The 21,309-nt window shown below is 59.7% G+C and carries 17 protein-coding genes; 6 read left to right on the forward strand and 11 right to left on the reverse strand.

The genetic code is table 11. The annotated features are described in order from the left end of the window. Window positions 1-316 precede the first annotated feature (316 nt). Window positions 317-1,981 carry an energy-dependent translational throttle protein EttA gene (gene ettA, locus KZH41_RS26900; RefSeq protein ID WP_094952942.1) on the reverse strand — a complete coding sequence of 555 codons (1,665 nt, stop codon included), beginning with the start codon at window positions 1,979-1,981 and terminating at the stop codon, window positions 317-319. A 284-nt stretch (window positions 1,982-2,265) separates the two neighbouring features. On the opposite strand from ettA, the gene KZH41_RS26905 reads away from it, so the two are divergent. After that, window positions 2,266-6,117 carry a bifunctional diguanylate cyclase/phosphodiesterase gene (locus KZH41_RS26905; RefSeq protein WP_277933785.1) on the forward strand — a complete coding sequence of 1,284 codons (3,852 nt, stop codon included), beginning with the start codon at window positions 2,266-2,268 and terminating at the stop codon, window positions 6,115-6,117. 223 nt (window positions 6,118-6,340) lie between these two features. Further along, window positions 6,341-7,594, forward strand: a complete 1,254-nt coding sequence (gene glyA, locus KZH41_RS26910; RefSeq protein WP_119740983.1) for a serine hydroxymethyltransferase — start codon at window positions 6,341-6,343, stop codon at window positions 7,592-7,594. A gap of 196 nt (window positions 7,595-7,790) precedes the next feature. Here the strand turns inward: glyA and yjiA are convergent, their stop codons facing one another. The 3 genes from yjiA to KZH41_RS26925 form a co-directional block, all read right to left on the reverse strand. Next, on the reverse strand, window positions 7,791-8,750 hold the full coding sequence (yjiA, locus tag KZH41_RS26915; RefSeq protein WP_094952945.1) for a GTPase: 960 nt from the start codon (window positions 8,748-8,750) through the stop codon (window positions 7,791-7,793). A gap of 179 nt (window positions 8,751-8,929) precedes the next feature. Continuing rightward, a complete protein-coding gene (locus tag KZH41_RS26920) occupies window positions 8,930-9,127 on the reverse strand; it encodes a YbdD/YjiX family protein (RefSeq protein WP_003176208.1) in 198 nt (65 codons plus the stop codon). 15 nt (window positions 9,128-9,142) lie between these two features. Further along, entirely contained in the window at window positions 9,143-11,209 is a 2,067-nt protein-coding gene (locus KZH41_RS26925; RefSeq protein WP_263274023.1) for a carbon starvation CstA family protein, read from the reverse strand. 174 nt (window positions 11,210-11,383) lie between these two features. On the opposite strand from KZH41_RS26925, the gene KZH41_RS26930 reads away from it, so the two are divergent. Then, complete coding sequence (locus KZH41_RS26930) at window positions 11,384-11,752, forward strand: PilZ domain-containing protein (protein WP_094952947.1); 369 nt, start codon at window positions 11,384-11,386, stop codon at window positions 11,750-11,752. 4 nt (window positions 11,753-11,756) lie between these two features. Here the strand turns inward: KZH41_RS26930 and KZH41_RS26935 are convergent, their stop codons facing one another. Genes KZH41_RS26935 through KZH41_RS26950 form a run of 4 tightly spaced genes read right to left on the reverse strand, consistent with a single transcriptional unit; the run spans window position 11,757 to window position 16,059 of the window. Continuing rightward, window positions 11,757-12,491: a hypothetical protein gene (locus tag KZH41_RS26935; protein WP_263274024.1), complete on the reverse strand. Its 735-nt coding sequence runs from the start codon at window positions 12,489-12,491 to the stop codon at window positions 11,757-11,759. A gap of 27 nt (window positions 12,492-12,518) precedes the next feature. After that, a complete protein-coding gene (gene radA, locus KZH41_RS26940) occupies window positions 12,519-13,886 on the reverse strand; it encodes a DNA repair protein RadA (RefSeq protein WP_094952948.1) in 1,368 nt (455 codons plus the stop codon). A 35-nt stretch (window positions 13,887-13,921) separates the two neighbouring features. Next, a complete protein-coding gene (locus KZH41_RS26945; protein WP_094952949.1) occupies window positions 13,922-14,461 on the reverse strand; it encodes an ankyrin repeat domain-containing protein in 540 nt (179 codons plus the stop codon). 56 nt (window positions 14,462-14,517) lie between these two features. Beyond that, a complete protein-coding gene (locus tag KZH41_RS26950) occupies window positions 14,518-16,059 on the reverse strand; it encodes a catalase (protein WP_406979331.1) in 1,542 nt (513 codons plus the stop codon). Window positions 16,060-16,346: 287 nt separating this feature from the next. Between KZH41_RS26950 and mscL the strand changes: the two genes are divergently transcribed. Next, window positions 16,347-16,763: a large-conductance mechanosensitive channel protein MscL gene (gene mscL / locus KZH41_RS26955; RefSeq protein WP_094951689.1), complete on the forward strand. Its 417-nt coding sequence runs from the start codon at window positions 16,347-16,349 to the stop codon at window positions 16,761-16,763. A gap of 55 nt (window positions 16,764-16,818) precedes the next feature. Here mscL and KZH41_RS26960 read toward each other — a convergent pair whose 3' ends face one another. Beyond that, complete coding sequence (locus tag KZH41_RS26960; protein ID WP_094951688.1) at window positions 16,819-17,595, reverse strand: ferredoxin--NADP reductase; 777 nt, start codon at window positions 17,593-17,595, stop codon at window positions 16,819-16,821. A gap of 455 nt (window positions 17,596-18,050) precedes the next feature. On the opposite strand from KZH41_RS26960, the gene KZH41_RS26965 reads away from it, so the two are divergent. Both KZH41_RS26965 and KZH41_RS26970 read left to right on the forward strand, forming a co-directional pair. Further along, a complete protein-coding gene (locus KZH41_RS26965; RefSeq protein ID WP_263274025.1) occupies window positions 18,051-18,761 on the forward strand; it encodes a helix-turn-helix transcriptional regulator in 711 nt (236 codons plus the stop codon). A 168-nt stretch (window positions 18,762-18,929) separates the two neighbouring features. After that, entirely contained in the window at window positions 18,930-20,054 is a 1,125-nt protein-coding gene (locus KZH41_RS26970) for a methyltransferase (protein ID WP_094951686.1), read from the forward strand. Between the two features lie 66 nt (window positions 20,055-20,120). Here the strand turns inward: KZH41_RS26970 and KZH41_RS26975 are convergent, their stop codons facing one another. After that, a complete protein-coding gene (locus tag KZH41_RS26975) occupies window positions 20,121-20,288 on the reverse strand; it encodes a DUF2474 domain-containing protein (protein WP_010206690.1) in 168 nt (55 codons plus the stop codon). A 12-nt stretch (window positions 20,289-20,300) separates the two neighbouring features. Beyond that, a complete protein-coding gene (gene cydB / locus KZH41_RS26980) occupies window positions 20,301-21,308 on the reverse strand; it encodes a cytochrome d ubiquinol oxidase subunit II (RefSeq protein WP_263274026.1) in 1,008 nt (335 codons plus the stop codon). Between the last annotated feature and the right edge of the window lies 1 nt (window position 21,309).

The following is a 21,309-nucleotide window of genomic DNA, read 5'->3' on the forward strand; positions in this document are numbered from 1 at the left end:
TTTTTAAAGGAGATTGAGCCGGACCTTAGCAATTCATGCTGCACCTGAAAAGCGCAAAATGTCGCCTTTGTGAATTTAAATGGTGCATTAGATATAAATAAATCGGTTTATTTGCACCAAGAAAGGGATTCAACTCTAGAGAATGCACCAGCAGTTAAACTGCTATCGCAGGCAAGCCAGCTCCCACTTTTGACATGTGTTCACAAATCAAAATGTGGGCGCTGGCTTGCCTGCGATGCAGACGCCGCGGGCCACCTGAATAACACGCAAAAAAAACGGAGCCCGAAGGCTCCGCTCTCTTAAACAACCCGCCAAATCAGGCCAGTTTTTTGTGGCGTACTCGGTGCGGCTGGGCAGCCGCTTCGCCCAAACGCTTTTTACGGTCCGCTTCGTACTCGGTGTAGTTACCTTCGAAGAACACCGCTTGGGAGTCGTCTTCGTACGCCAGGATGTGGGTCGCGACGCGGTCAAGGAACCACCGATCGTGAGAGATCACAATGGCGGCGCCCGGGAAGTCCAGCAGGGCCTCTTCCAGGGAACGCAGGGTTTCAACGTCGAGGTCGTTGGACGGTTCGTCGAGCAGCAACACGTTGCCGCCCTCTTTCAAGGTCAGGGCCAGGTGCAAGCGACCACGCTCACCACCGGACAGGTCCTTGACGAACTTCTGCTGGTCGCCGCCCTTGAAGTTGAAACGGCCGACGTAGGTGCGCGACGGGATTTCATAGTTGCCGATGCGGATCTGGTCGGAACCGTCGGAAATCTGCTGGAACACAGTCTTGCTGCCATCCAGGTCTTCGCGGCTCTGGTCGACGCAAGCCAACTGCACGGTTTCGCCGACTTCGATGGTGCCCGAATCCGGGGTTTCCTTGCCCATCAGCATGCGGAACAGCGTGGATTTACCCGCACCGTTACCACCGATAACGCCGACGATCGCGCCTTTTGGCATCGAGAACGACAGGTTATCGATCAGCACGCGGTCGCCATAGCCTTTGCTGACGTTCTTGAACTCGATGACCTTGTCACCCAGGCGTGGGCCGGCCGGGATGTAGATCTCGTTGGTTTCGCTGCGCTTCTGGAATTCCTGCGACTGCATTTCTTCAAAGCGTTGCAGACGTGCCTTGGATTTGGACTGGCGGGCCTTGGCGCCTTTGCGCACCCACTCCAGTTCTTCCTTCATGGCTTTTTCGTGGGCCGATTGCTGCTTGGATTCGGCGGCCAGACGGTCGGACTTGGCTTCCAGCCAACCGGAGTAGTTGCCCTCGTAAGGGATACCGGCGCCACGGTCGAGCTCGAGGATCCAGCCGGCCACGTTGTCCAGGAAGTACCGGTCGTGCGTGATCGCAACCACGGTGCCCGGGAAATCGTGAAGGAAGTGTTCCAGCCAGGCGACGGAATCGGCGTCCAAGTGGTTGGTCGGTTCGTCGAGCAGCAGCATGTCGGGGGCCGACAGCAGCAGGCGGCACAGGGCCACACGACGTTTTTCACCACCCGACAGGAATTCGACCTTGGCGTCCCACGCCGGCAGGCGCAGCGCATCGGCGGCGACTTCCAGCTGGCGCTCCAGGTTGTGACCGTCGCTGGCCTGCAAGATGGCTTCGAGCTTGGCCTGTTCGGCGGCGAGCTTGTCGAAGTCGGCATCTTCTTCGGCGTAGGCGGCGTAGACCTCGTCCAGGCGCGCCTGGGCGTTCTTGATCACGGCCACGGCCTCTTCGACCACTTCACGCACGGTCTTGGTCGGGTCCAGGATCGGCTCTTGCGGCAGGTAGCCGATGTTCAGTTCGGGCATCGGGCGCGCTTCGCCTTCGAACTCGGTGTCGACGCCGGCCATGATTTTCAGCAACGTGGATTTACCCGAACCGTTGAGGCCGAGCACGCCGATCTTGGCGCCAGGGAAGAAGGACAGCGAAATGTTTTTCAGGATTTCCCGCTTCGGCGGAACAACTTTTCCCAGCCGATGCATGGTGAAGACGTATTGAGCCATGGTGAACCTAGCGTCAGTGACTGATGAATTGAGCGGGCGAAGCCCGTGCAGGCCATGCGCCGCACGGGCCGTTGACGGTAATCAATGCCTTCGTGCGCAAAAAGCCTGAATGTCTGGGGCTGGAACGCCCCCGCGTAACCGGCAAAGCTACCTCAATGCGCTTGGTCAGTCCAGCCAGCCGGGACTGGCACTTTGCCACAAGTCAAGGCATGCTAGCCGCCCTCCGGGCGTCCGGCTTATAGTGCACGTCGCGCGCCAACCCAGCCAAACCGCAGGATCATAGCTTGTCCAAAGTCACGCCGCCCACTCCCCTGCGCGCCGCTCATATAGCGCCGGGAGCGCCCCTGCACGGCACCCTCAAAGGCGCATTGGCGACGCTTGTCCTGATGCTGCTCGCGTTGTTGTTCTGGCAACTGCTGGACCAATTGCAGCAGAACCAAAAAAACCAGCAGCAATACACCATCGACTACAGCGCCGACTTGGCAGAACAGATCAGCCTGAACATGGCCCTGAGCGCAAAAATCGCCCTGAATTTGCTACCGATGGTCGAGCCGCCGCGCAACGACGAACAGCAACAGGCCTTGATGCGCACCTTGCAACGCTCGTTGCCAGAGCTGCGCAGTGTCGCCCTGCTCGCCCCCAGCGGCGCGATGATCCGCGACACCGCCAAAGACAGCCAGGACAGCGCCTATCTGGAAGAACTGGTGCAGCGCAGCCAATCGCAGCCTTATTACCTGAGCAACAACCCTGACGGCACGCTTATCTACCTGTTGCTGCAACAGCCCAGTGGCAGCTCAAAAATGTACTGGGCCTTGCGCCTGGCGCCCAGCTACCTGAGCAACCTTTCCCGCCAGGACGGCCAGGGCCAGCGGCCGATGTGGACCATCGAAAACCGTCTGAACCACCGCGTGGTCGGCCGTGACACCGGCATGCCGGCGCAATGGGCCTCTGCACTCACGCCGGACGAACTGAATAAAAGCGTGCTGGTCACGCCGCTAAGCAAAAGCGACTGGCAGTTGCGCGGGCTGTTCGACCGCGGCGCCGTGCTGGAGCAACTGCTGCCGGCGTTTATCGGCAAATGCCTGCTGGGCTTGGCCCTCTCGCTGATCCCGGTGATCGTGCTGCTGAACATGCGCCGCCGCCAGCGCCAGGTGCATGAGGGCCGCCGCCGTTATCAGGATATTTTCGAAGGCACCGGCGTGGCGCTGTGCGTGCTCGACCTGTCGGGTTTGAAGGCGTTCTTCGACAAAGCCCATGGGCAAACCCGCGAGCAATTGCAGGCATGGCTGCACAACAACGCCGAAGAACGCCAGCAACTGCTCAAGGAATTGCGCGTTACCGAAGTCAACCAGGTGGCTGTGCGCCTGTTGAACGTCAGTTCTTGCGAGCAAGCCTGGGAGCGCCTGATCGATGACTGCCCGCGCAACGCCACGGCCATCGGTCATCAGGTGCTTGAAGCTGTACTGACCCAGCAAAAACAGCTGGAGCTGGAAATCCAGTTCAATGACGTCGCCGGCAATGATCAATACCTGTGGCTGGTGATGCGCCTGCCAGAGCAGCAAGACGACTTCAAGGCGGTGATCCTCAGCATCAGCGACATCACCAGCCGCAAGCTGATCGAGCTGTCGCTGGTGGAGCGCGAAAGCTTCTGGTCGGACGTGGTGCGCACCGTGCCGGATCACCTGTATGTGCAGGACGTGATCAGCCAGCGAATGATTTTCAGCAACCACCATTTGGGCCACACCCTGGGCTACAACAAGGCCGAATTGCAGCAAATGGGCGAGTACTTCTGGGAAATCCTGCTGCACCCGGACGACGCCGAGCATTACCACGACTTGCGCCAGCAGCAACGCGAAGTCGGCTACACCACCCAACTGCAATGCCAACTGCGCTTTCGTCACCGCGATAACCAATGGCGGCGCTTCGATATCCGCGAGCAAGCCCTGGCCCGCGACAAGAGCGCGGCGGTCACGCGGATCATCGGCGTGGCCAAAGACATTACCGACCAGATCGAAGCCAGCGAATCCCTGCGTGACAGCGAGCAGCGCTACCGCATGCTGGCCGAAAGCATCAGCGACGTGATCTGCTCCACCGACAGCCAGCTGGCCCTCAACTACATCAGCCCGTCGGTCAACGCCGTGCTGGGTTATGACGTGGATTGGGTGTTCAAGAATGGCTGGCAGTCGATCATTGCCAACCCGCAACAACTGACCGGCATTTACAGCCTGGTGGAACAGGTCAGCCGTTCGCTGGGCGACGTTGCGGCGTTGAATAAACTGCGCGATGACGTGCAAACCCAGCTGTTCTTGTTCGACTGCCTGCGCGCCGATGGGCGCAAGGTGCCGATCGAGCTGCGCCTGGTGCTGGTGTGGGACGAACACGGCGCGTTTGAAGGCATCCTCGGTGTAGGCCGCGATATCAGCCAGCAACGCCGCGCCGAGAAAGACCTGCGCATGGCGGCCACGGTGTTCGAACACTCAACCTCAGCGATCCTGATCACCGACCCGGCCGGTTACATCGTGCAGGCCAACGAGGCGTTCAGCCGCGTCAGCGGCTATGCCGTGGCGGATGTGCTCGACCAGTTGCCGAACATGCTCACCGTCGACGAACAGCAGGAAGCCCACCTGCGTTATGTGCTCAAGCAACTGCACCAGCACAGCACCTGGGAAGGTGAAGTGTGGCTCAAGCGGCGCAATGGCGAACATTACCCGGCGTGGGTCGGCATTACAGCCGTGTTCGATGACGAAGGCGACCTGGCCAGCTACGTGTGTTTCTTCAGCGACATCAGCGAGCGCAAGGCCAGCGAACAGCGCATCCACCGCCTGGCGTATTACGACGCCCTGACCCACCTGCCCAACCGCACGCTATTCCAGGACCGCTTGCACACCGCACTGCAGTCGGCCGAGCGGCAGAAGTCGTGGGTGGTGCTGATGTTCCTCGACCTCGACCGCTTCAAGCCGATCAACGATTCCCTGGGCCACGCCGCCGGCGACCGCATGCTCAAGGAAATGGCCACGCGCCTGCTCGGTTGCGTGGCCGAAGACGACACCGTGGCGCGCATGGGCGGCGACGAGTTCACCTTGCTCCTGCAACCGCGGGCCAGCCGCGAGATGGCGCTGAACCGCGCAATCACCGTGGCCGAGCAGATTCTGGCGAGCCTGGTGAAGCCGTTTGTGCTGGAGGGCCGCGAGTTCTTCGTGACCGCCAGTATCGGCATCGCTTTAAGCCCGCAGGACGGCAACGAGCTGAGCCAGCTGATGAAAAACGCCGACACCGCGATGTACCACGCCAAGGAGCGCGGCAAGAACAACTTCCAGTTCTACCAGGCCGACATGAACGCCAGTGCGCTTGAGCGTCTGGAACTGGAAAGCGACCTGCGCCACGCGCTGGATCAGAACGAATTCGTGCTGTATTACCAACCGCAGTTCAGCGGCGATGGCAAACGTTTGACCGGCGCCGAAGCCCTGCTGCGCTGGCGCCACCCACGCCGTGGGCTGGTGCCGCCGGGTGACTTTATTCCGGTGCTGGAAGAGTTGGGGCTGGTGGTGGACGTGGGCGATTGGGTGCTGGCCGAAGCCTGCCGCCAGCTCAAGACCTGGCACCAGAACAAGGTGCGCGTGCCGAAAGTCTCGGTGAACATCTCGGCGCGGCAATTCTCGGATGGCCAGCTAGGCGAGCGCATCGCCACCATTCTCAGGGACACGGGCCTGCCGCCGGCGTGCCTGGAGTTGGAGCTGACCGAAAGTATCCTCATGCGCGAAGTCAACGAAGCCATGCAGATCCTCGCCAGCCTGAAAAACCTCGGCCTGAGCATCGCGGTGGACGACTTCGGCACGGGTTATTCGTCGCTGAACTACCTCAAGCAATTCCCCATCGACGTGTTGAAGATCGACCGCACCTTTGTCGATGGCCTGCCGTCCGGTGAGCAGGACGCGCAGATCGCCCGGGCGATTATCGCCATGGCCCACAGCCTCAACCTGGCGGTGATCGCCGAGGGTGTGGAAACCCATGAGCAACTGGATTTCCTGCGTGAGCATGGTTGCGATGAGGTGCAGGGTTATCTGTTTGGGCGGCCGATGCCGGCGAACCGGTTTGAGGCGCAGTTCAGTAACGAGGCGCTTTTTCTGTTCGACTGAAACCTTGCAGGGTGCTGATGGCCCCATCGCGGGCAAGCCCGGCGCCCACAGGGGAATGCATTTCAAATGTGGGAGCTGGCTTGCCTGCGATGAGGCCAGTACAGGCACCGCCTATCCCCAGATGAGCCCCACTTGTCCGCGACATGATGTCCTTTCATATGCCATCTAAAACCCATTGGGTTAGAATGCCCTCCTTTTCTGCCCCCGATCCTTGAGGACCGCCATGTTCAGCCGTGATTTGACTATTGCCAAGTACGACGCCGATCTCTTCGCCGCCATGGAGCAAGAAGCCGTGCGCCAGGAAGAGCACATTGAGCTGATCGCTTCGGAAAACTACACCAGCCCTGCGGTGATGGAGGCTCAAGGTTCGGTTCTGACCAACAAGTACGCCGAAGGCTACCCAGGCAAGCGCTACTACGGCGGTTGCGAGTACGTCGACGTGGTTGAGCAGTTGGCCATCGACCGTGCCAAGGAACTGTTCGGCGCCGATTACGCCAACGTCCAGCCACACGCCGGCTCCCAAGCCAACAGCGCCGTGTACCTGGCCCTGCTGCAAGGCGGCGACACCATCCTGGGCATGAGCCTGGCCCACGGCGGTCACCTGACCCACGGCGCCAGCGTTTCCTCCTCCGGCAAGCTGTACAACGCCGTTCAATACGGTATCGACGCCAACGGCCTGATCGACTACGACGAAGTCGAGCGCCTGGCAGTTGAGCACAAGCCAAAAATGATCGTGGCCGGTTTCTCTGCCTACTCGCAGATCCTGGATTTCCCACGCTTTCGCGAGATCGCTGACAAAGTCGGCGCGTACCTGTTCGTGGACATGGCTCACGTGGCCGGTCTGGTCGCCGCTGGCGTCTACCCGAACCCGGTGCCTTACGCTGACGTGGTCACCACCACGACTCACAAAACCCTGCGCGGCCCACGTGGCGGCCTGATCCTGGCGCGCGCCAACGCCGAGATCGAGAAGAAGCTGAACTCCGCTGTATTCCCAGGCGCCCAAGGCGGCCCGCTGGAGCACGTGATCGCGGCTAAAGCAATCTGCTTCAAAGAAGCCCTGCAGCCTGAGTTCAAGACTTACCAGCAACAAGTGGTGAAGAACGCCAAGGCCATGGCCGGTGTGTTCATCGAACGCGGCTACGACGTGGTGTCCGGCGGTACTGAAAACCACCTGTTCCTGCTGTCGCTGATCAAGCAGGACATTTCCGGTAAAGATGCTGACGCTGCCCTGGGCAAAGCCTTCATCACCGTGAACAAAAACTCCGTGCCGAACGACCCACGTTCGCCGTTCGTCACCTCCGGCCTGCGCTTCGGTACTCCGGCTGTGACCACGCGTGGCTTCAAGGAAGCAGAGTGCAAGGAACTGGCCGGCTGGATCTGCGACATCCTGGCGGACCTGAACAACGAAGCCGTGATCGACGCGGTACGTGAGAAGGTCAAGGCCATCTGCAAAAAGCTGCCGGTATACGGCGCTTGATTGCAGTTGCTTGAACAAAAAGCCCGGCTTTAGAGCCGGGCTTTTTTATGCCTGAAATCACTGCGTTCCCAACTTGAAATGCACTTCCATGTGGAAGCTGGCTTGCCTGCGATGGCGGTGTATCAGTCACAGCTGTATCAGCTGAAAAACCGCTATCGCAGGCAAGCCAGCTCCCACAGTTTGATCGCATTTCAAATCAGGATTGGTAGACCTTCGCAAAGCCCTCGCGAATTTTGTCTTCTGGCAGTTCGTCAGCAATAAACACAATCACACTTTCGCGCGCCTCGCCCTCGGCCCATTCGGTGTCCCAATCGAACCCGTAAAGCTTGAGCACGCCCTGGAACACCATGCGCCGGTCTTCACCGGCAATGTTCAGCACGCCTTTGTAGCGCAGCAGTTGCTTGCCGTGGTCTTCCAACAGCTCGTTCATGAACGCGCTGAGGCGGTCGATATCCAGCGGCTGGTCAGTGCGTAATACCAAGCTGGAAATGCGGTCGATAGACGGCGCAGCGCTGACCGGGCGCAGGCTCATGCCGGCGTTGAGGTTAAAGCCGCGCACATCAAGCAATTCGGCCAGGTCGATGGCGCCGTGGTCGACCACCCGAATCGGCGCGCGGCGGTTGATGCGGGTCAGGCGCTGGCTGAGGGCATCGAAGGTCGCTTCGTCCACCAGGTCGCGCTTGCTCACCAGCAGGCGGTCGGCGAAACCAATCTGGGCCTGGGCGATGGTTTGGGTCAGGTGATGTTCGGCATGGGCCGCGTCCACCAAGGTAATGATGCCGTCGAGGATATAGCGCTCGCGCAGTTCTTCGTCGATGAAAAAGGTCTGGGCCACGGGCGCAGGATCGGCCAAGCCGGTGCACTCGATCACCAGGCGGTCGAAGGCGATCTCGCCGCTGTCCAGGCGCTCAAGCAGCAGGTACAGAGCTTTGGTCAGGTCGGTGTGGATGGTGCAACACACGCAGCCGTTGGACAGGGTCATGACCTGCACCGGCTCGGCGCCTAACAGCTGGGTGTCGATACCGGCGTCACTGAATTCGTTTTCGATCACGGCGATTTTCAGGCCGTGTTCGGCTTTGAGCAGGTGGCGCAGCAAGGTGGTTTTGCCGGCGCCGAGGAAGCCGCTGAGGATGGTGACGGGGATGGGAGAGGACAAAATATTCTCCTTGAAGAAACACAGAAACAAATGTGGGAGCAGACCTATATGGGGGCTGGCTTGCCTGCGATGCAGACACCTCGGTCTTCCAGTTAGACCGAGCTGATGCTATCGCAGGCAAGCCAGCTCCCACACAAGCCCGCTCCCACAGGGGATCGCCACACGCCCAACTTATCGGGCTAGCAGCACTTAGGCCCACCCTTGCCACCGTAACGGGCTTCCTGGCGTTCCCGGAAGAACGCCTTGTAGTCCATCATCGGTTTGTCCGGGTGTTTGGTCTGCATATGCTCGACGTACGTATCGTAGTCGGGCATGCCGACCATCAGGCGTGCGGCCTGACCGAGGTATTTACCGAGGCGACTGATGTCATTGAACATGGTTGCAACCCTCGATTAAGCGTCCGGTACGGCCTGGAACGGGGATTCTTTATCCGTACGTTCTTTGTTACCCCAGGCGGCCACGCCGACTTTGATCGCATAGAACAGGATGCTGAAGACCACGAACAGGAACAGTACCGTCAATGTCGCGTTCGTGTAGGCGTTCCAGATCACATGCTGCATCTGGTCGATGCTCTTCGCCGGGGCAAGTATCTGCCCGTTGGCCAACGCATCGCTGTACTTCTTGGCCAGCGACAGGAAGCCAATCGCCGGGTTCGCATCGAACAGCTTGATGAAGCCTGCGGTCACGGTGCAGATCAGCAACCAGACCGCCGGCAGCATGGTCACCCAGATGTAGCGCTGGCGTTTCATTTTTATCAGCACAACCGTGGCGAGCATCAGCGCGATACCGGCCAGCATCTGGTTGGAGATACCGAACAGCGGCCACAAGGTGTTGATGCCGCCCAATGGGTCGATCACGCCTTGGTACAGCAAGTAGCCCCACATCGCCACGCAGCCTGCGGTGGCGATCAGGTTGGCGGTCCAGGACTCGGTTCGCTTGAGCGCCGGGACGAAGGAGCCGAGCAGATCCTGGAGCATGAAGCGACCGGCGCGGGTGCCGGCGTCCACTGCAGTCAGGATGAACAGCGCTTCGAACAGGATCGCAAAGTGGTACCAGAACGCCATGGTGTTTTCACCCGGCAGCACACTGTGCAGGATCTGCGCGATACCAACCGCCAGGGTCGGCGCACCGCCGGCACGGGCCAGGATCGTGGTTTCACCAATATCGTTAGCCACCGCTTGCAGCGCTTCAGGGGTGATTGCGAAACCCCAACTGCTGACGGTTTGCGCAACGGTCACCACGTCCGAACCTACCACGGCAGCCGGGCTGTTCATGGCGAAGTACACGCCTGGCTCGATCACCGAAGCGGCAACCATGGCCATGATGGCCACGAACGACTCCATCAACATGCCGCCATACCCGATGTAGCGCGAGTGGGCTTCATTGGCCAACAGCTTGGGCGTGGTGCCCGAGGAAATCAGTGCGTGGAAACCCGATACCGCGCCACAGGCGATGGTGATGAACAGGAACGGGAACAGACCGCCCTTCCACACTGGGCCAGTGCCATCGATAAACTGAGTCAATGCTGGCATTTTCAGGTCGGGCATGGTGACCAGGATGCCGATTGCCAGGGCAATGATGGTGCCGATCTTCAGGAACGTAGACAGGTAGTCACGCGGGGCGAGGATGAGCCACACCGGCAATACCGCAGCCACGAAGCCGTAACCGACCAGCATCCAGGTGATCTGGATCCCGGTGAAGGTGAACGCTTTTGCCCACACTGGATCAGCGGCAACCTGCCCGCCCAGCCAGATCGAACCCAGCAGCAACAACACACCAATAATCGAGATTTCACCGATGCGGCCCGGGCGGATGTAGCGCATGTAGACGCCCATGAACATCGCGATCGGGATGGTCGCCATCACCGTGAAGATGCCCCACGGGCTTTCGGCCAGGGCCTTGACCACGATCAGCGACAGCACCGCGAGGATGATGATCATGATCAGGAAGCAGCCAAACAGCGCGATGGTCCCGGGAATGCGGCCCATTTCTTCGCGGACCATGTCCCCGAGGGAGCGGCCGTTGCGACGGGTGGACAGGAACAGGATCATGAAATCCTGCACCGCGCCCGCCAACACCACCCCGGCAATCAGCCACAGGGTGCCGGGCAGGTAGCCCATTTGCGCCGCCAGTACCGGGCCGACCAGCGGACCTGCACCGGCAATCGCCGCAAAGTGGTGACCAAAAAGGATGTGTTTGTTGGTCGGCACATAGTCCAGACCGTCATTGTTGAGCACTGCGGGGGTGGCCCGTCGTGGATCGAGCTGCATCACGTTGTTAGCGATGAACAGACTGTAGTAACGGTACGCAACCAGGTAGATGGCCACAGCAGCGACCACAATCCACAAGGCGTTGATCGCCTCGCCGCGGCGCAAGGCCACTACGCCCAGGGCGCACGCGCCTACGATTGCCAGCACCAGCCAGGGTAAGTGGCGTAGCAGGCTATTATTATTTTTCATTTTTATATTCCAGCCAGGGTGGACAGAAAGGACAGCCAGCCCGAGTTTAGCGCTACTGGCCTTAAAGGCCACCCCCCTACGTTGGTCTAGAGCCTTGCAAGCGTAAAAAAAGCAGAAATAAAGGCCCGTTGATGGCACGCGGCTACAATCCTTCTACCCACAGAGGATTTGAGCATGAGCGAACAGCCGTCTGATCGACGCCGTTTTCGGCGTATCGCCTTCGATGCACGAACGACCATTGCGCAAAACGGCTGGAATTGGCCGGTGCAATTGGTGGATTTATCGCTCAAAGGCTTGTTGGTGCAACGGCCGGATGACTGGCAGGGCAATCGCGCAGAGTCGTTCGACGTGGATATCCGCCTGGACCCACAGGCGCATATAAAGATGAAGGGGACGCTGGCCCATGACGACCATGGGCAGTTGGGTTTTGTGTGCGAGTACATCGACCTGGAGTCGATCAGCCATTTGCGGCGGTTGATCGAGTTGAACCTCGGCGATCAGGAAGAACTTGAACGGGAACTCGGCGCGCTGCTGCAGGTGTGACGATTCAGGGAAACGCCGTACGCGCAGGGAATTCGTTTTCCGCGTCCCAGTAGCCCGCCTTCTGGCTCGACGTGGCCTGCCATTGCCCGTCGACAAAACGGTAGGTTTCAAAGCGCGTGGCGAAATCATCATCGCCGTCACCGTCCATAAATGAAGAGACTTGCAACAATTCATCTGCGCCACCCTCGGCGGGTGTTGCAATCTGCCACGCGGCTTTGCCGGTTTGGGCCAGGGTCAATGGCTCGACCTTACCGCCGGCGCCCTTGTAATTCACCGGGTTGAGTTGCTGCTGGGTCGGCAGCAGCAGTTGCGTCGCGGGGCCGCTATAGCTGCCCATTGGCGCCGTCTGATCGATGGTCAAAAAATACACAGGTTCCGGCAGCCCTTTGATTGGGGCCTTTTCGACCTTGGCCAAGGGGTAGCCGAGATCTTTGCTCGCCAGTACCTCGCCGGACGCCGACAGCAAGCGCAGTTGGGCTTTGAGCAGCGGGTTTTCAACCAGATCACCGGGCTCGTCAAACGAGTCCTCATCCAGGCCACTGCCCCAGCTGTCTTTGTGCAACTGGGCGCTGATGCGTTGGTCTTCCAGCACCTGCAACACGCTGCCGTACTGCGTCGCCAATTTCTGCGCCGATCGGTAACCGATCGGCAGCTTGGCCGACTCGGCCAAGGCGATCCCCGGCAATCCCACCAAGGCCATGAACAGGGCAATGGCTGCCGAGCGATTGGCGTTATGCATTGCACTCATCCCTGACTGATCCATAAATTATTCGAAAAGTGCATCCAACGCCTGTTCCAGGCGCGTCACGCCAATCACCTTCAACCCCGCCGGCATTTCCTTCGGCGCATTGCCCTTGGGCACAATCGCGCGTTTGAAGCCGTGCTTGGCGGCTTCCTTCAAGCGCTCCTGGCCACTGGGCACCGGGCGCACTTCGCCTGACAGGCCAACTTCGCCGAACACCAACAGGTCGTGGGGCAGCGGTTTATTGCGCAAGCTGGACATCACCGCCGCCATCAGCGCCAGGTCAGACGCGGTTTCCAGCACCTTGACCCCGCCGACCACGTTGAGGAACACGTCCTGGTCGTGGGTAGGAATGCCACCGTGACGGTGCAGCACGGCAAGCAGCATCGCCAGGCGGTTCTGGTCCAGGCCGAGGGTGACCCGGCGCGGGTTGGCCAAGTGACTGTCATCCACCAACGCCTGCACTTCCACCAGCATTGGCCGGGTGCCTTCCCACGTTGCCATCACCACACTGCCTGGGACTTCTTCCTGGGCGCGCGTCAGAAAGATCGCGGACGGGTTGGAGACTTCTTTCAGCCCGCGGTCGGTCATGGCGAACACACCCAGTTCGTTGACCGCGCCGAAGCGGTTCTTCACCGCCCGCAGCAAGCGCAGTCGGCCATCGGATTCGCCTTCGAAATACAGCACGGTGTCGACCATGTGCTCGAGCACCCGTGGCCCGGCCAGCGCGCCCTCTTTGGTCACGTGGCCGACCAGAAAGATCGCCGTGCCGCTCTGTTTGGCATACCGCACCAGCAACGCCGCACTTTCGCGCACCTGGGACACGCCGCCCGGTGCCGATTGCAATTGCTCGGTGAAAATCGTCTGGATCGAGTCGATCACCATGACCTTGGGCTTTTCGATGCGCGCCGTGGCGATGATGCTTTCGATGCAGGTTTCGGTCATCACCCGCAGTTGGTCCTGGGGCAAGCCCAGGCGGCGGGCGCGCATTGCCACTTGCTGCTGGGATTCTTCGCCAGTGACGTACAGCGCCGGCATGCGGCTGGCAATGCTGCACAGGGTTTGCAGCAGGATGGTCGATTTGCCGATGCCCGGGTCACCGCCGATCAGCACCACCGAGCCGTCCACCAGGCCGCCGCCGAGCACGCGGTCCAGTTCACCGGACGCGGTGGAGAAACGCGGGATTTCTTCGACGCTGACTTCGGCCAGGGTCTTGATCTGCGCCTGTTGCCCGGTCCAGCCGGCGCGGCCGGTGGGGGCCGAAGCGCCGCCGCTTTCGATCATGGTTTCAGTCAGGGTGTTCCATGCGCCGCACTCGGTGCATTGGCCGGCCCACTTGGGAAAGGTCGCGCCGCACTCGGTGCAGCCGTACATGCGCTTGGCCTTTGCCATTTGAGAACCTCCAACCGAAAAACCGCGATGATAGCTCAGCGCGGTGCCGGGGTACGAATTTCACCACTGGCTAATCGTGAAGCGCTGTTGCCGATCGGGTCTTCGGCATTGAGGTCGGCGCCTTTGGCTTTGAGTTCATCGAGCAGTTCGACACGTTTGAACAGCCCGGCGTACATGGCCGCCGTCTGCCCGGCGCCGTTGCGCTGGTCGGGGTTGCAGTCGGTGGCGAGCAGGCGCTGGGCAATTTTCAGTTCGCCCTTGAAGATCGCGCCCATCAGCGCGGTGTTGCCGCGTTTGTCCTGCACACAGGCGTCGGCGCCCGCGTTGAGCAAGCGTTCTACAAAGGAGCCCTGACCGTGGTAGGCGGCGAGGATCAGCGCGGTGTAGCCCTTCTCGTCCTGGGTGTTGAGGCTGTAGCCGGACTCGATGAAGGTGTTGAGCATGTCGATATCGCCACGGCGGGCGGCGTCGAAATAGTAGTCCTGTAACTGCGCCTTGAGCGCGACGGGGTCGGGCGACTCGGCACGGGCGACAAAGGCCAGCATCGCCATCAGTAAACCAATCGAAATACGCATGGGGAGTCTCCTGCCAGGGGTCGACGCCCGTGCAAGGGCGCCGACCGGAACCAACGTCAGTCAGTCAGTTTGTCTGCCAGCGCTTTCACGCGCGCCAAATCACCCTTGGCGACCTTGGTCACGCCGGTGCCGTACTCCGGGTCCGCCTTGTAGAGGAACGACAGGATGATGTGCTTGCTCTCGTCATCGGTGGTGGCCAGCGAGCCGCCGAAGTTGTCGATCAGGTCCTGGCGCTCTTTCTTGCTGTAAGAGCGGTACAAGTCACCGGCCTGCTTGAAGTTCTGCTCACGCTGGATCTTCGCCTGCTGGGTGCTGCCCGACAGTACCGACTGGCTGTAACGCGCGGTTTGTGGCTCTTCGCGTGGCAACAGGCGGCTTGGTTGGTAGTTCACGCCGGTGCTGGTTTTGCCGAAGTTCATCGCGCCATCCTGGTTACCGTTGTTGACGGTCACACGGGGTGCGTTGATCGGCAATTGCAGGGCATTCGCCCCCAGGCGATACATCTGCGTGTCGGCGTAGGAGAACACCCGGCCTTGCAGCAGGCGGTCTTCCGACGGCTCGATGCCCGGCACTAGGTTGGCCGGGGCCATGGCCACTTGTTCGGTTTCCTGGAAGACATTCGCCGGGTTGCGGTTCAGCACCATCTGCCCGACTTTACGCTCCGGCACGTTCGGCCAGATTTTGGTGGCGTCCAACGGGTCGAAATCGAACTTGGCCAAGTCTTCAGGCTTGAGCACTTGCACGTACAGGTCCCACTTGGGGAAGTCGCCCTTGTTGATGTGGGTAACCAAGTCATTGGTCATGTGGCTGTAGTCACGCCCTTGCACTTCGGTGACTTGCTTGGGGTCGAGGTTCTTGATGCCTTGCAGGCTCTTCCAGTGGAACTTGACGTAGTGCACTTCGCCCTTGGCGTTGATCAACTTGTAAGCGTGCACGCCGTTGCCGTCCATTTTCCGGTAACTGGCCGGCGTGCCGGAGTCGGAGTACAACTCGGTCAGCGTACGAGTGGACTCAGGGACATGGGAGAAGAAGTCGAAACGACGGGAGTCGTCGTCCAGGTTGGTGCGCGGGTCAGGCTTGAACGCGTGAACCATGTCCGGAAACTTGATGGCATCGCGGATAAAGAACGTCGGGAAGTTATTGCCCACTAAGTCCCAATTGCCTTCGGCGGTATAGAACTTGGTGGCAAAGCCGCGTGGGTCACGCAGGGTTTCCGGGGAATGGTTACCGTGGACAACGGCCGAGAAGCGCACGAACACTGGGGTGGCCTCGCCAGCGGCGAAGACCTTGGCCTTGGTCAGGTCACTGAGGTTGTCAGTGACGGTGAAGGTACCGTGGGCGCCGGTGCCGCGGGCGTGTACCACACGCTCGGGGATGCGTTCACGGTCGAAGCGCTGCAACTTCTGAATCAACTGCACGTCTTGCAGCAGCACCGGGCCATTGGCGCCGGCGGTTTGCGAATTCTGGTTGTCGCCAACGGCGGCGCCGTTATCGCGGGTCAGGTTGGCAGCGTGTACGGACAGCGAAAGCAGGCTGGCGCTCGCCAGTATCAGCGCATGTCGCGCGATAATCGGGCCGCGCTTCATTGGATTCTTCATCGAGGGTTCCTCTGGTTTTTTTAGTGCACATTCAGTCGTGCTTGCCAGAGGCTAGTGACCCGCGAGTCAGAAGATAAATAGAAAAACACCACCAGGTCGATTAAGAAAATAGTGTGGTAACCCACTGAAATGGCGAGTAATCCGCGCGCGACTGGTGGCAATGTGCAAACTATTTGCGATTTAATGTGTCGATAAAAATCGACAGTGTTAACGGTTGTGTCGCGCAAGCCTTCTACGACTGACTTACACTGACCTCCACCCTTCTAATCTGTAACAAGGAATAACCTATGGGCGTGATCAGTGAGTTCAAGGCCTTCGCGGTCAAAGGCAATGTGGTCGATATGGCCGTCGGTATCATCATCGGCGCCGCCTTCGGCAAGATTGTTTCCTCGTTTGTAGGCGACGTGGTGATGCCACCCATCGGTCTGCTGATCGGCGGCGTGGACTTTGCGGACCTGGCGATAACACTCAAGGCAGCGCAGGGTGATGTGCCGGCCGTTGTCTTGGCGTATGGCAAGTTCATCCAGAGCGTGATTGATTTCGTGATTGTCGCCTTCGCCATCTTCATGGGCGTAAAAGCTATCAACCGCCTGAAGCGCGAAGAGGCTGTGGCCCCAAGCTTGCCGCCGACACCGACCAAGGAAGAACTGCTGCTGGGCGAGATCCGCGATCTGCTCAAGGCGCAGAACGACAAGCCGCTTTAACCAGCAAGGGCTTGGCAAAAAAGGCGCCTATGACAGGCGCCTTTTTTATTAGCCGCTACCAGTAATTTTCCACGGCCACTTGGCCAGGGCGACGGCTCAGGCTCAGTTGCATGTCGCGTTGCTTGAGCAGTTGGCGTGTGTCATCGACCATCTGTGGGTTGCCGCAAATCAGCACACGGGAGTGTTCTGCAGTCAGTGGTACGCCGGCAGCGCGCTCCAGTTCGCCATTCTCGATCAGCGCAGTGATTCGCCCATTCAGCGCGCCGGGGTGCTGCTCACGGGTAACGGTGGGGATGTACGTGAGCTTATGGGCGTACTCCGCCAGGTACTCACGCTCGCCCAACTCGCGGATGAGCGCCTGATACGCAAGCTCTTTGGCCTCACGGGCGCTGTACACCAGCACGATGCGCTCAAATTTCTCCCACACTTCGAAGTCCTGCAGGATCGACAGGAACGGTGCCACCCCGGTTCCGGTGCCCAACAACCACAAATCACGCCCGTCCACAAAGCGGTTCAGGGTCAGGAAGCCAGTGGCTTGGCGCTCAACCAGCAACGTATCGCCCACCTGCAGGCGGCTCAACTCACTGGTGAATTCGCCCCCCGGAACGACGATAGAGAAGAAGTCCAAGTGTTCGTCAAACGGTGAGGACACAATGGAGTAGGCCCGCCATACGGTACTGCCGTCCGCCTTTGCCACGCCCAGGCGCACGAACTGGCCTGCAGTAAACCGAAAGCCTGGGTCTCGCGTGGTACGCAGGGTAAACAGGCTGGGGGTCAGCGATTGCACGTCGAGCAAGGTCTGGCGGGTAAATTTCTCAGCACTGGCCGTCATGGGGGGCTCCGTTGAACAGGTGCCCTAGTGTCCCTCAAAGTCGTTCAGGGAAACACCGCTGGTTTGTACTGGTATGCCGCTGCCCGGGTGCTGACAGACCGTATCGAACGCGAAAGGGTCAGTGTTTCGAGGCCTTTACATCGAAGCTTGGCATAACACTTTCCAACTAATCATTTAGCTATTTCGCACCTTTCAGGCAGCTATTAGAGGGTGCAGTGCAGACAGGCGCCATCAAATTAACATCACCATCAAAACATTCAAATCAATAAGATTTTCCAACCGCTGACATCACTTATACAACATACGATTACCTGCACAACTTTAGGCAAATGAAATACGAACGACTGGCAAATTTATTTCACACTTTGCACGTAGGATTTATCCTACAATTCTTTCCGAATCACATTGGGAGTCAGGACGTCCCCAATCCGCATCACACTCATGGAGAGTTCCCGATGGTTAACTGGCGCAATACAAGACTCCCCAAACTGGAGGGTGAGAACAAAATCACCACTGTTTATGAGATGCTCATCAATCACACCTACCAACTCGGATTTGAATACTGCTCTTTCACGATGAGCTCACAACAAGCCAACAATCCAACTAAACCTATTCATTTGAATAACTATCCAAATGAATGGAACACTCTTTATAGCCAAGCGCAGTTCTTCGATGTAGACCCAGTAGTCGCCCACTGCAAACGCAGCGTAATGCCGATTGTGTGGGATGAAAAAGCCTTCAGCACCACGCCCAGCTTATGGGAGCTGGCCCAGTCATTTGGGGTGCATCTGGGCTGGACCCAATCCGTACACGACTTCCAGGGCGTGTTCAGCATGCTGACGTTGGGCCGAAGTAGCGGCGAAGTCACCCCTGATGAGCTTTACGAAAAAGCCGGCCAGGTGCTGTGGCTGTGTCACGCCATGCACGCCGTGGTGGCACAGAAATATGCCGACACGCCGAGCCTCACGCCGCCTTGCAAGCTGACCCCACGGGAAACAGAAATTCTCAGATGGTCGGCCATGGGTAAGACGGCTTCGGACATCGCCACGATCCTCTGCCTGTCAGAGCGTACCGTGGGCTTTCATATCAGCAGTTGCCTCAAGAAACTGGGGGCCAATAATAAGATCGCCGCTGTGCTCTGTGCCTCTAAAGCAGGCTTGTTTTAGCCCGCGTTGAATCACCGCATGTAATCCCGCCTAAAAAAAAGTAACATTTACGCCCAATTCTGAGTGTTGATGCAGCCCCATCGGGAGTGCCTCGCTGTTCACTCAGATGGTTGCGCCGGATGCCCGCACCCGCCCAACGCCCATCGATGACCCAGAGCCTGCCCCGCCATGCCCCTGCTTGACAGCCCCTTCGCCCAACTCGATTTGATCCGCCAGCCTGAGCAACACAATGACCCGCTGCAGGCCTTCGACGCCGCCGACGAGTACTTGCTCAGCTACTTGGCCGAGCAGCAGCCAAACGCGGCAACCCGTGTGCTGGTGCTCAATGACAGCTTTGGCGCCCTGGCGGCCAGCCTCGCAGGCCAAGTGCAGGTAACGTCCAGTGGCGACTCGTTTCTCGCAGCCCAGGGCCTTGAGAAAAACCTGGTGCGCAACGGCAAGGCGTTTGATGCGGTGGCGTTTATCCCTGCCAGCCAGGTGCCGACAGGTCCATTCGATCGCGTGCTGATCCGCGTGCCGAAAACCCTCGCCTTACTGGAAGAACAGCTGATCCGCCTGCAGGGGCACTTGGCGCCGGGAGCCGAAGTGATCGCTGGGGCGATGGTCAAGCACCTGCCACGGGCGGCAGGCGAATTGCTGGAGCGCTATATCGGCCCGATGCACGCCTCGTTGGCGGTGAAAAAAGCCCGGCTGCTGATTGCGACGGTTGCAGACCGCCCAACCGCCGTGTCGCCCTACCCGACCCGTTACACCCTGGACACTGCGGCCATCGAATTGCTCAATCACGCCAACGTGTTCTGCCGCGAAGGCCTGGACATCGGCACCCGCGCTTTCCTCCCACACCTGCCCAAAAACCTCGGCAACGCACGCGTGGCGGACCTGGGCTGCGGCAATGGCGTATTGGCGATCGCCAGTGCGCTGCAAAACCCCGATGCGCAGTACACGCTGGTGGATGAGTCTTACATGGCCGTGCAGTCAGCGGCCGAGAACTGGCAGGCGGCCCTCGGTGCACGCGATGTGCTCGTGCGCGCCGACGATGGCTTGGCCGGCCAGGCCCCCGACTCCTTGGACGTGGTGCTGTGCAACCCGCCGTTTCACCAGCAGCAAGTGGTCGGCGACTTCCTCGCCTGGCGCATGTTCCAACAAGCTCGCGAAGCTTTGGTGGTGGGCGGTGCGCTGTATATCGTCGGCAACCGCCATTTGGGCTATCACAGCAAATTGGCGCGTTTATTCCGTGGCGTCGAACAGGTCGCGGCCACGCCGAAGTTCGTGATTCTCAAAGCGCGCAAATAAAAAAACCCTGCCATTCTTGCAAAAGGCAGGGCTGAAAAGCCGGGCCGCAAGGCCCGGATTGGGATGTCAGTGAGTGGTCAAGCCGGCCGCATTCATGAACATGCGCATCAGGCTGGCCACGACAAACAGGGCCAGCACGCTGCCGGTCCAGATCATCGCCAGCCACCCAAGGCGCCGCCACAACGGCTGTTTCTCGGCCTGTTCGATCTCGTGCAACGACGGTTTGCCGGACATGAAACAACCCTCCTAGTGATAACCGTCTTCGTGGGTGACCTTGCCGCGGAACACGTAGTAGCTCCAGAAGGTGTAGCCCAGGATGAACGGGATGATGGACAAGGTACCCACCAGCATGAAGCCCTGGCTTTGCGGCGGCGCAGCGGCGTCCCAGATGGAAACCGACGGCGGGATGATGTTCGGCCACAGGCTGATGCCCAGGCCGCTGTAGCCGAGGAAGATCAGTACCAACGTCAGCAGGAACGGCGTGTAGTGCGCATTACGCGCCACCGCACGGATCAAACCGTACATGGTCACCAGCACCAGGATCGGCACCGGCAGGAACCAGAACAGGTTTGGCAGGGTGAACCAGCGCGAAGCGATTTCCGGGTGCGCCAGCGGCGTCCACAGGCTGACGATACCGATCACCGCCAACACCACGAAGGCCAACGGCCGCGCCAGGTTATGCATCTGCTCCTGCAACTTGCCTTCGGTCTTCATGATCAGCCAGGTGCAACCGAGCAAGGCATACGCGACGACCAGCGCAACGCCGCAGAACATCGTGAACGGCGTGGCCCAGTCGAGCGAACCACCGGCAAACTGACGGTTCACCACCGGAATGCCGTCGATAAACGCCCCCAGCGCCACGCCCTGAAAGAACGTCGCCGCGATAGAGCCGCCGATAAACGCCTTGTCCCACAGGTGACGTTTATCGTCCTTGGCCTTGAAGCGAAACTCGAAGGCCACGCCCCGGAAGATCAGCCCGATCAGCATCAGGATCAACGGCAGGTACAGCGCCGACAACACCACCGAATAGGCCAGTGGGAACGCGCCGAACAACGCCGCGCCACCCAGTACCAGCCAGGTTTCGTTACCGTCCCAGACCGGGGCGACGGTGTTCATCATCACGTCACGGTCGACTTTGCCCGGAATAAACGGAAAGAGAATGCCGATACCCAGGTCGAAGCCGTCCATGACCACGTACATCATGATGCCGAAGATGATGATCACAGCCCAGATCAGCGGAAGATCAATACCCATC

This window comes from Pseudomonas sp. YeP6b (genome assembly GCF_025642995.1).
GTDB lineage: Bacteria > Pseudomonadota > Gammaproteobacteria > Pseudomonadales > Pseudomonadaceae > Aquipseudomonas.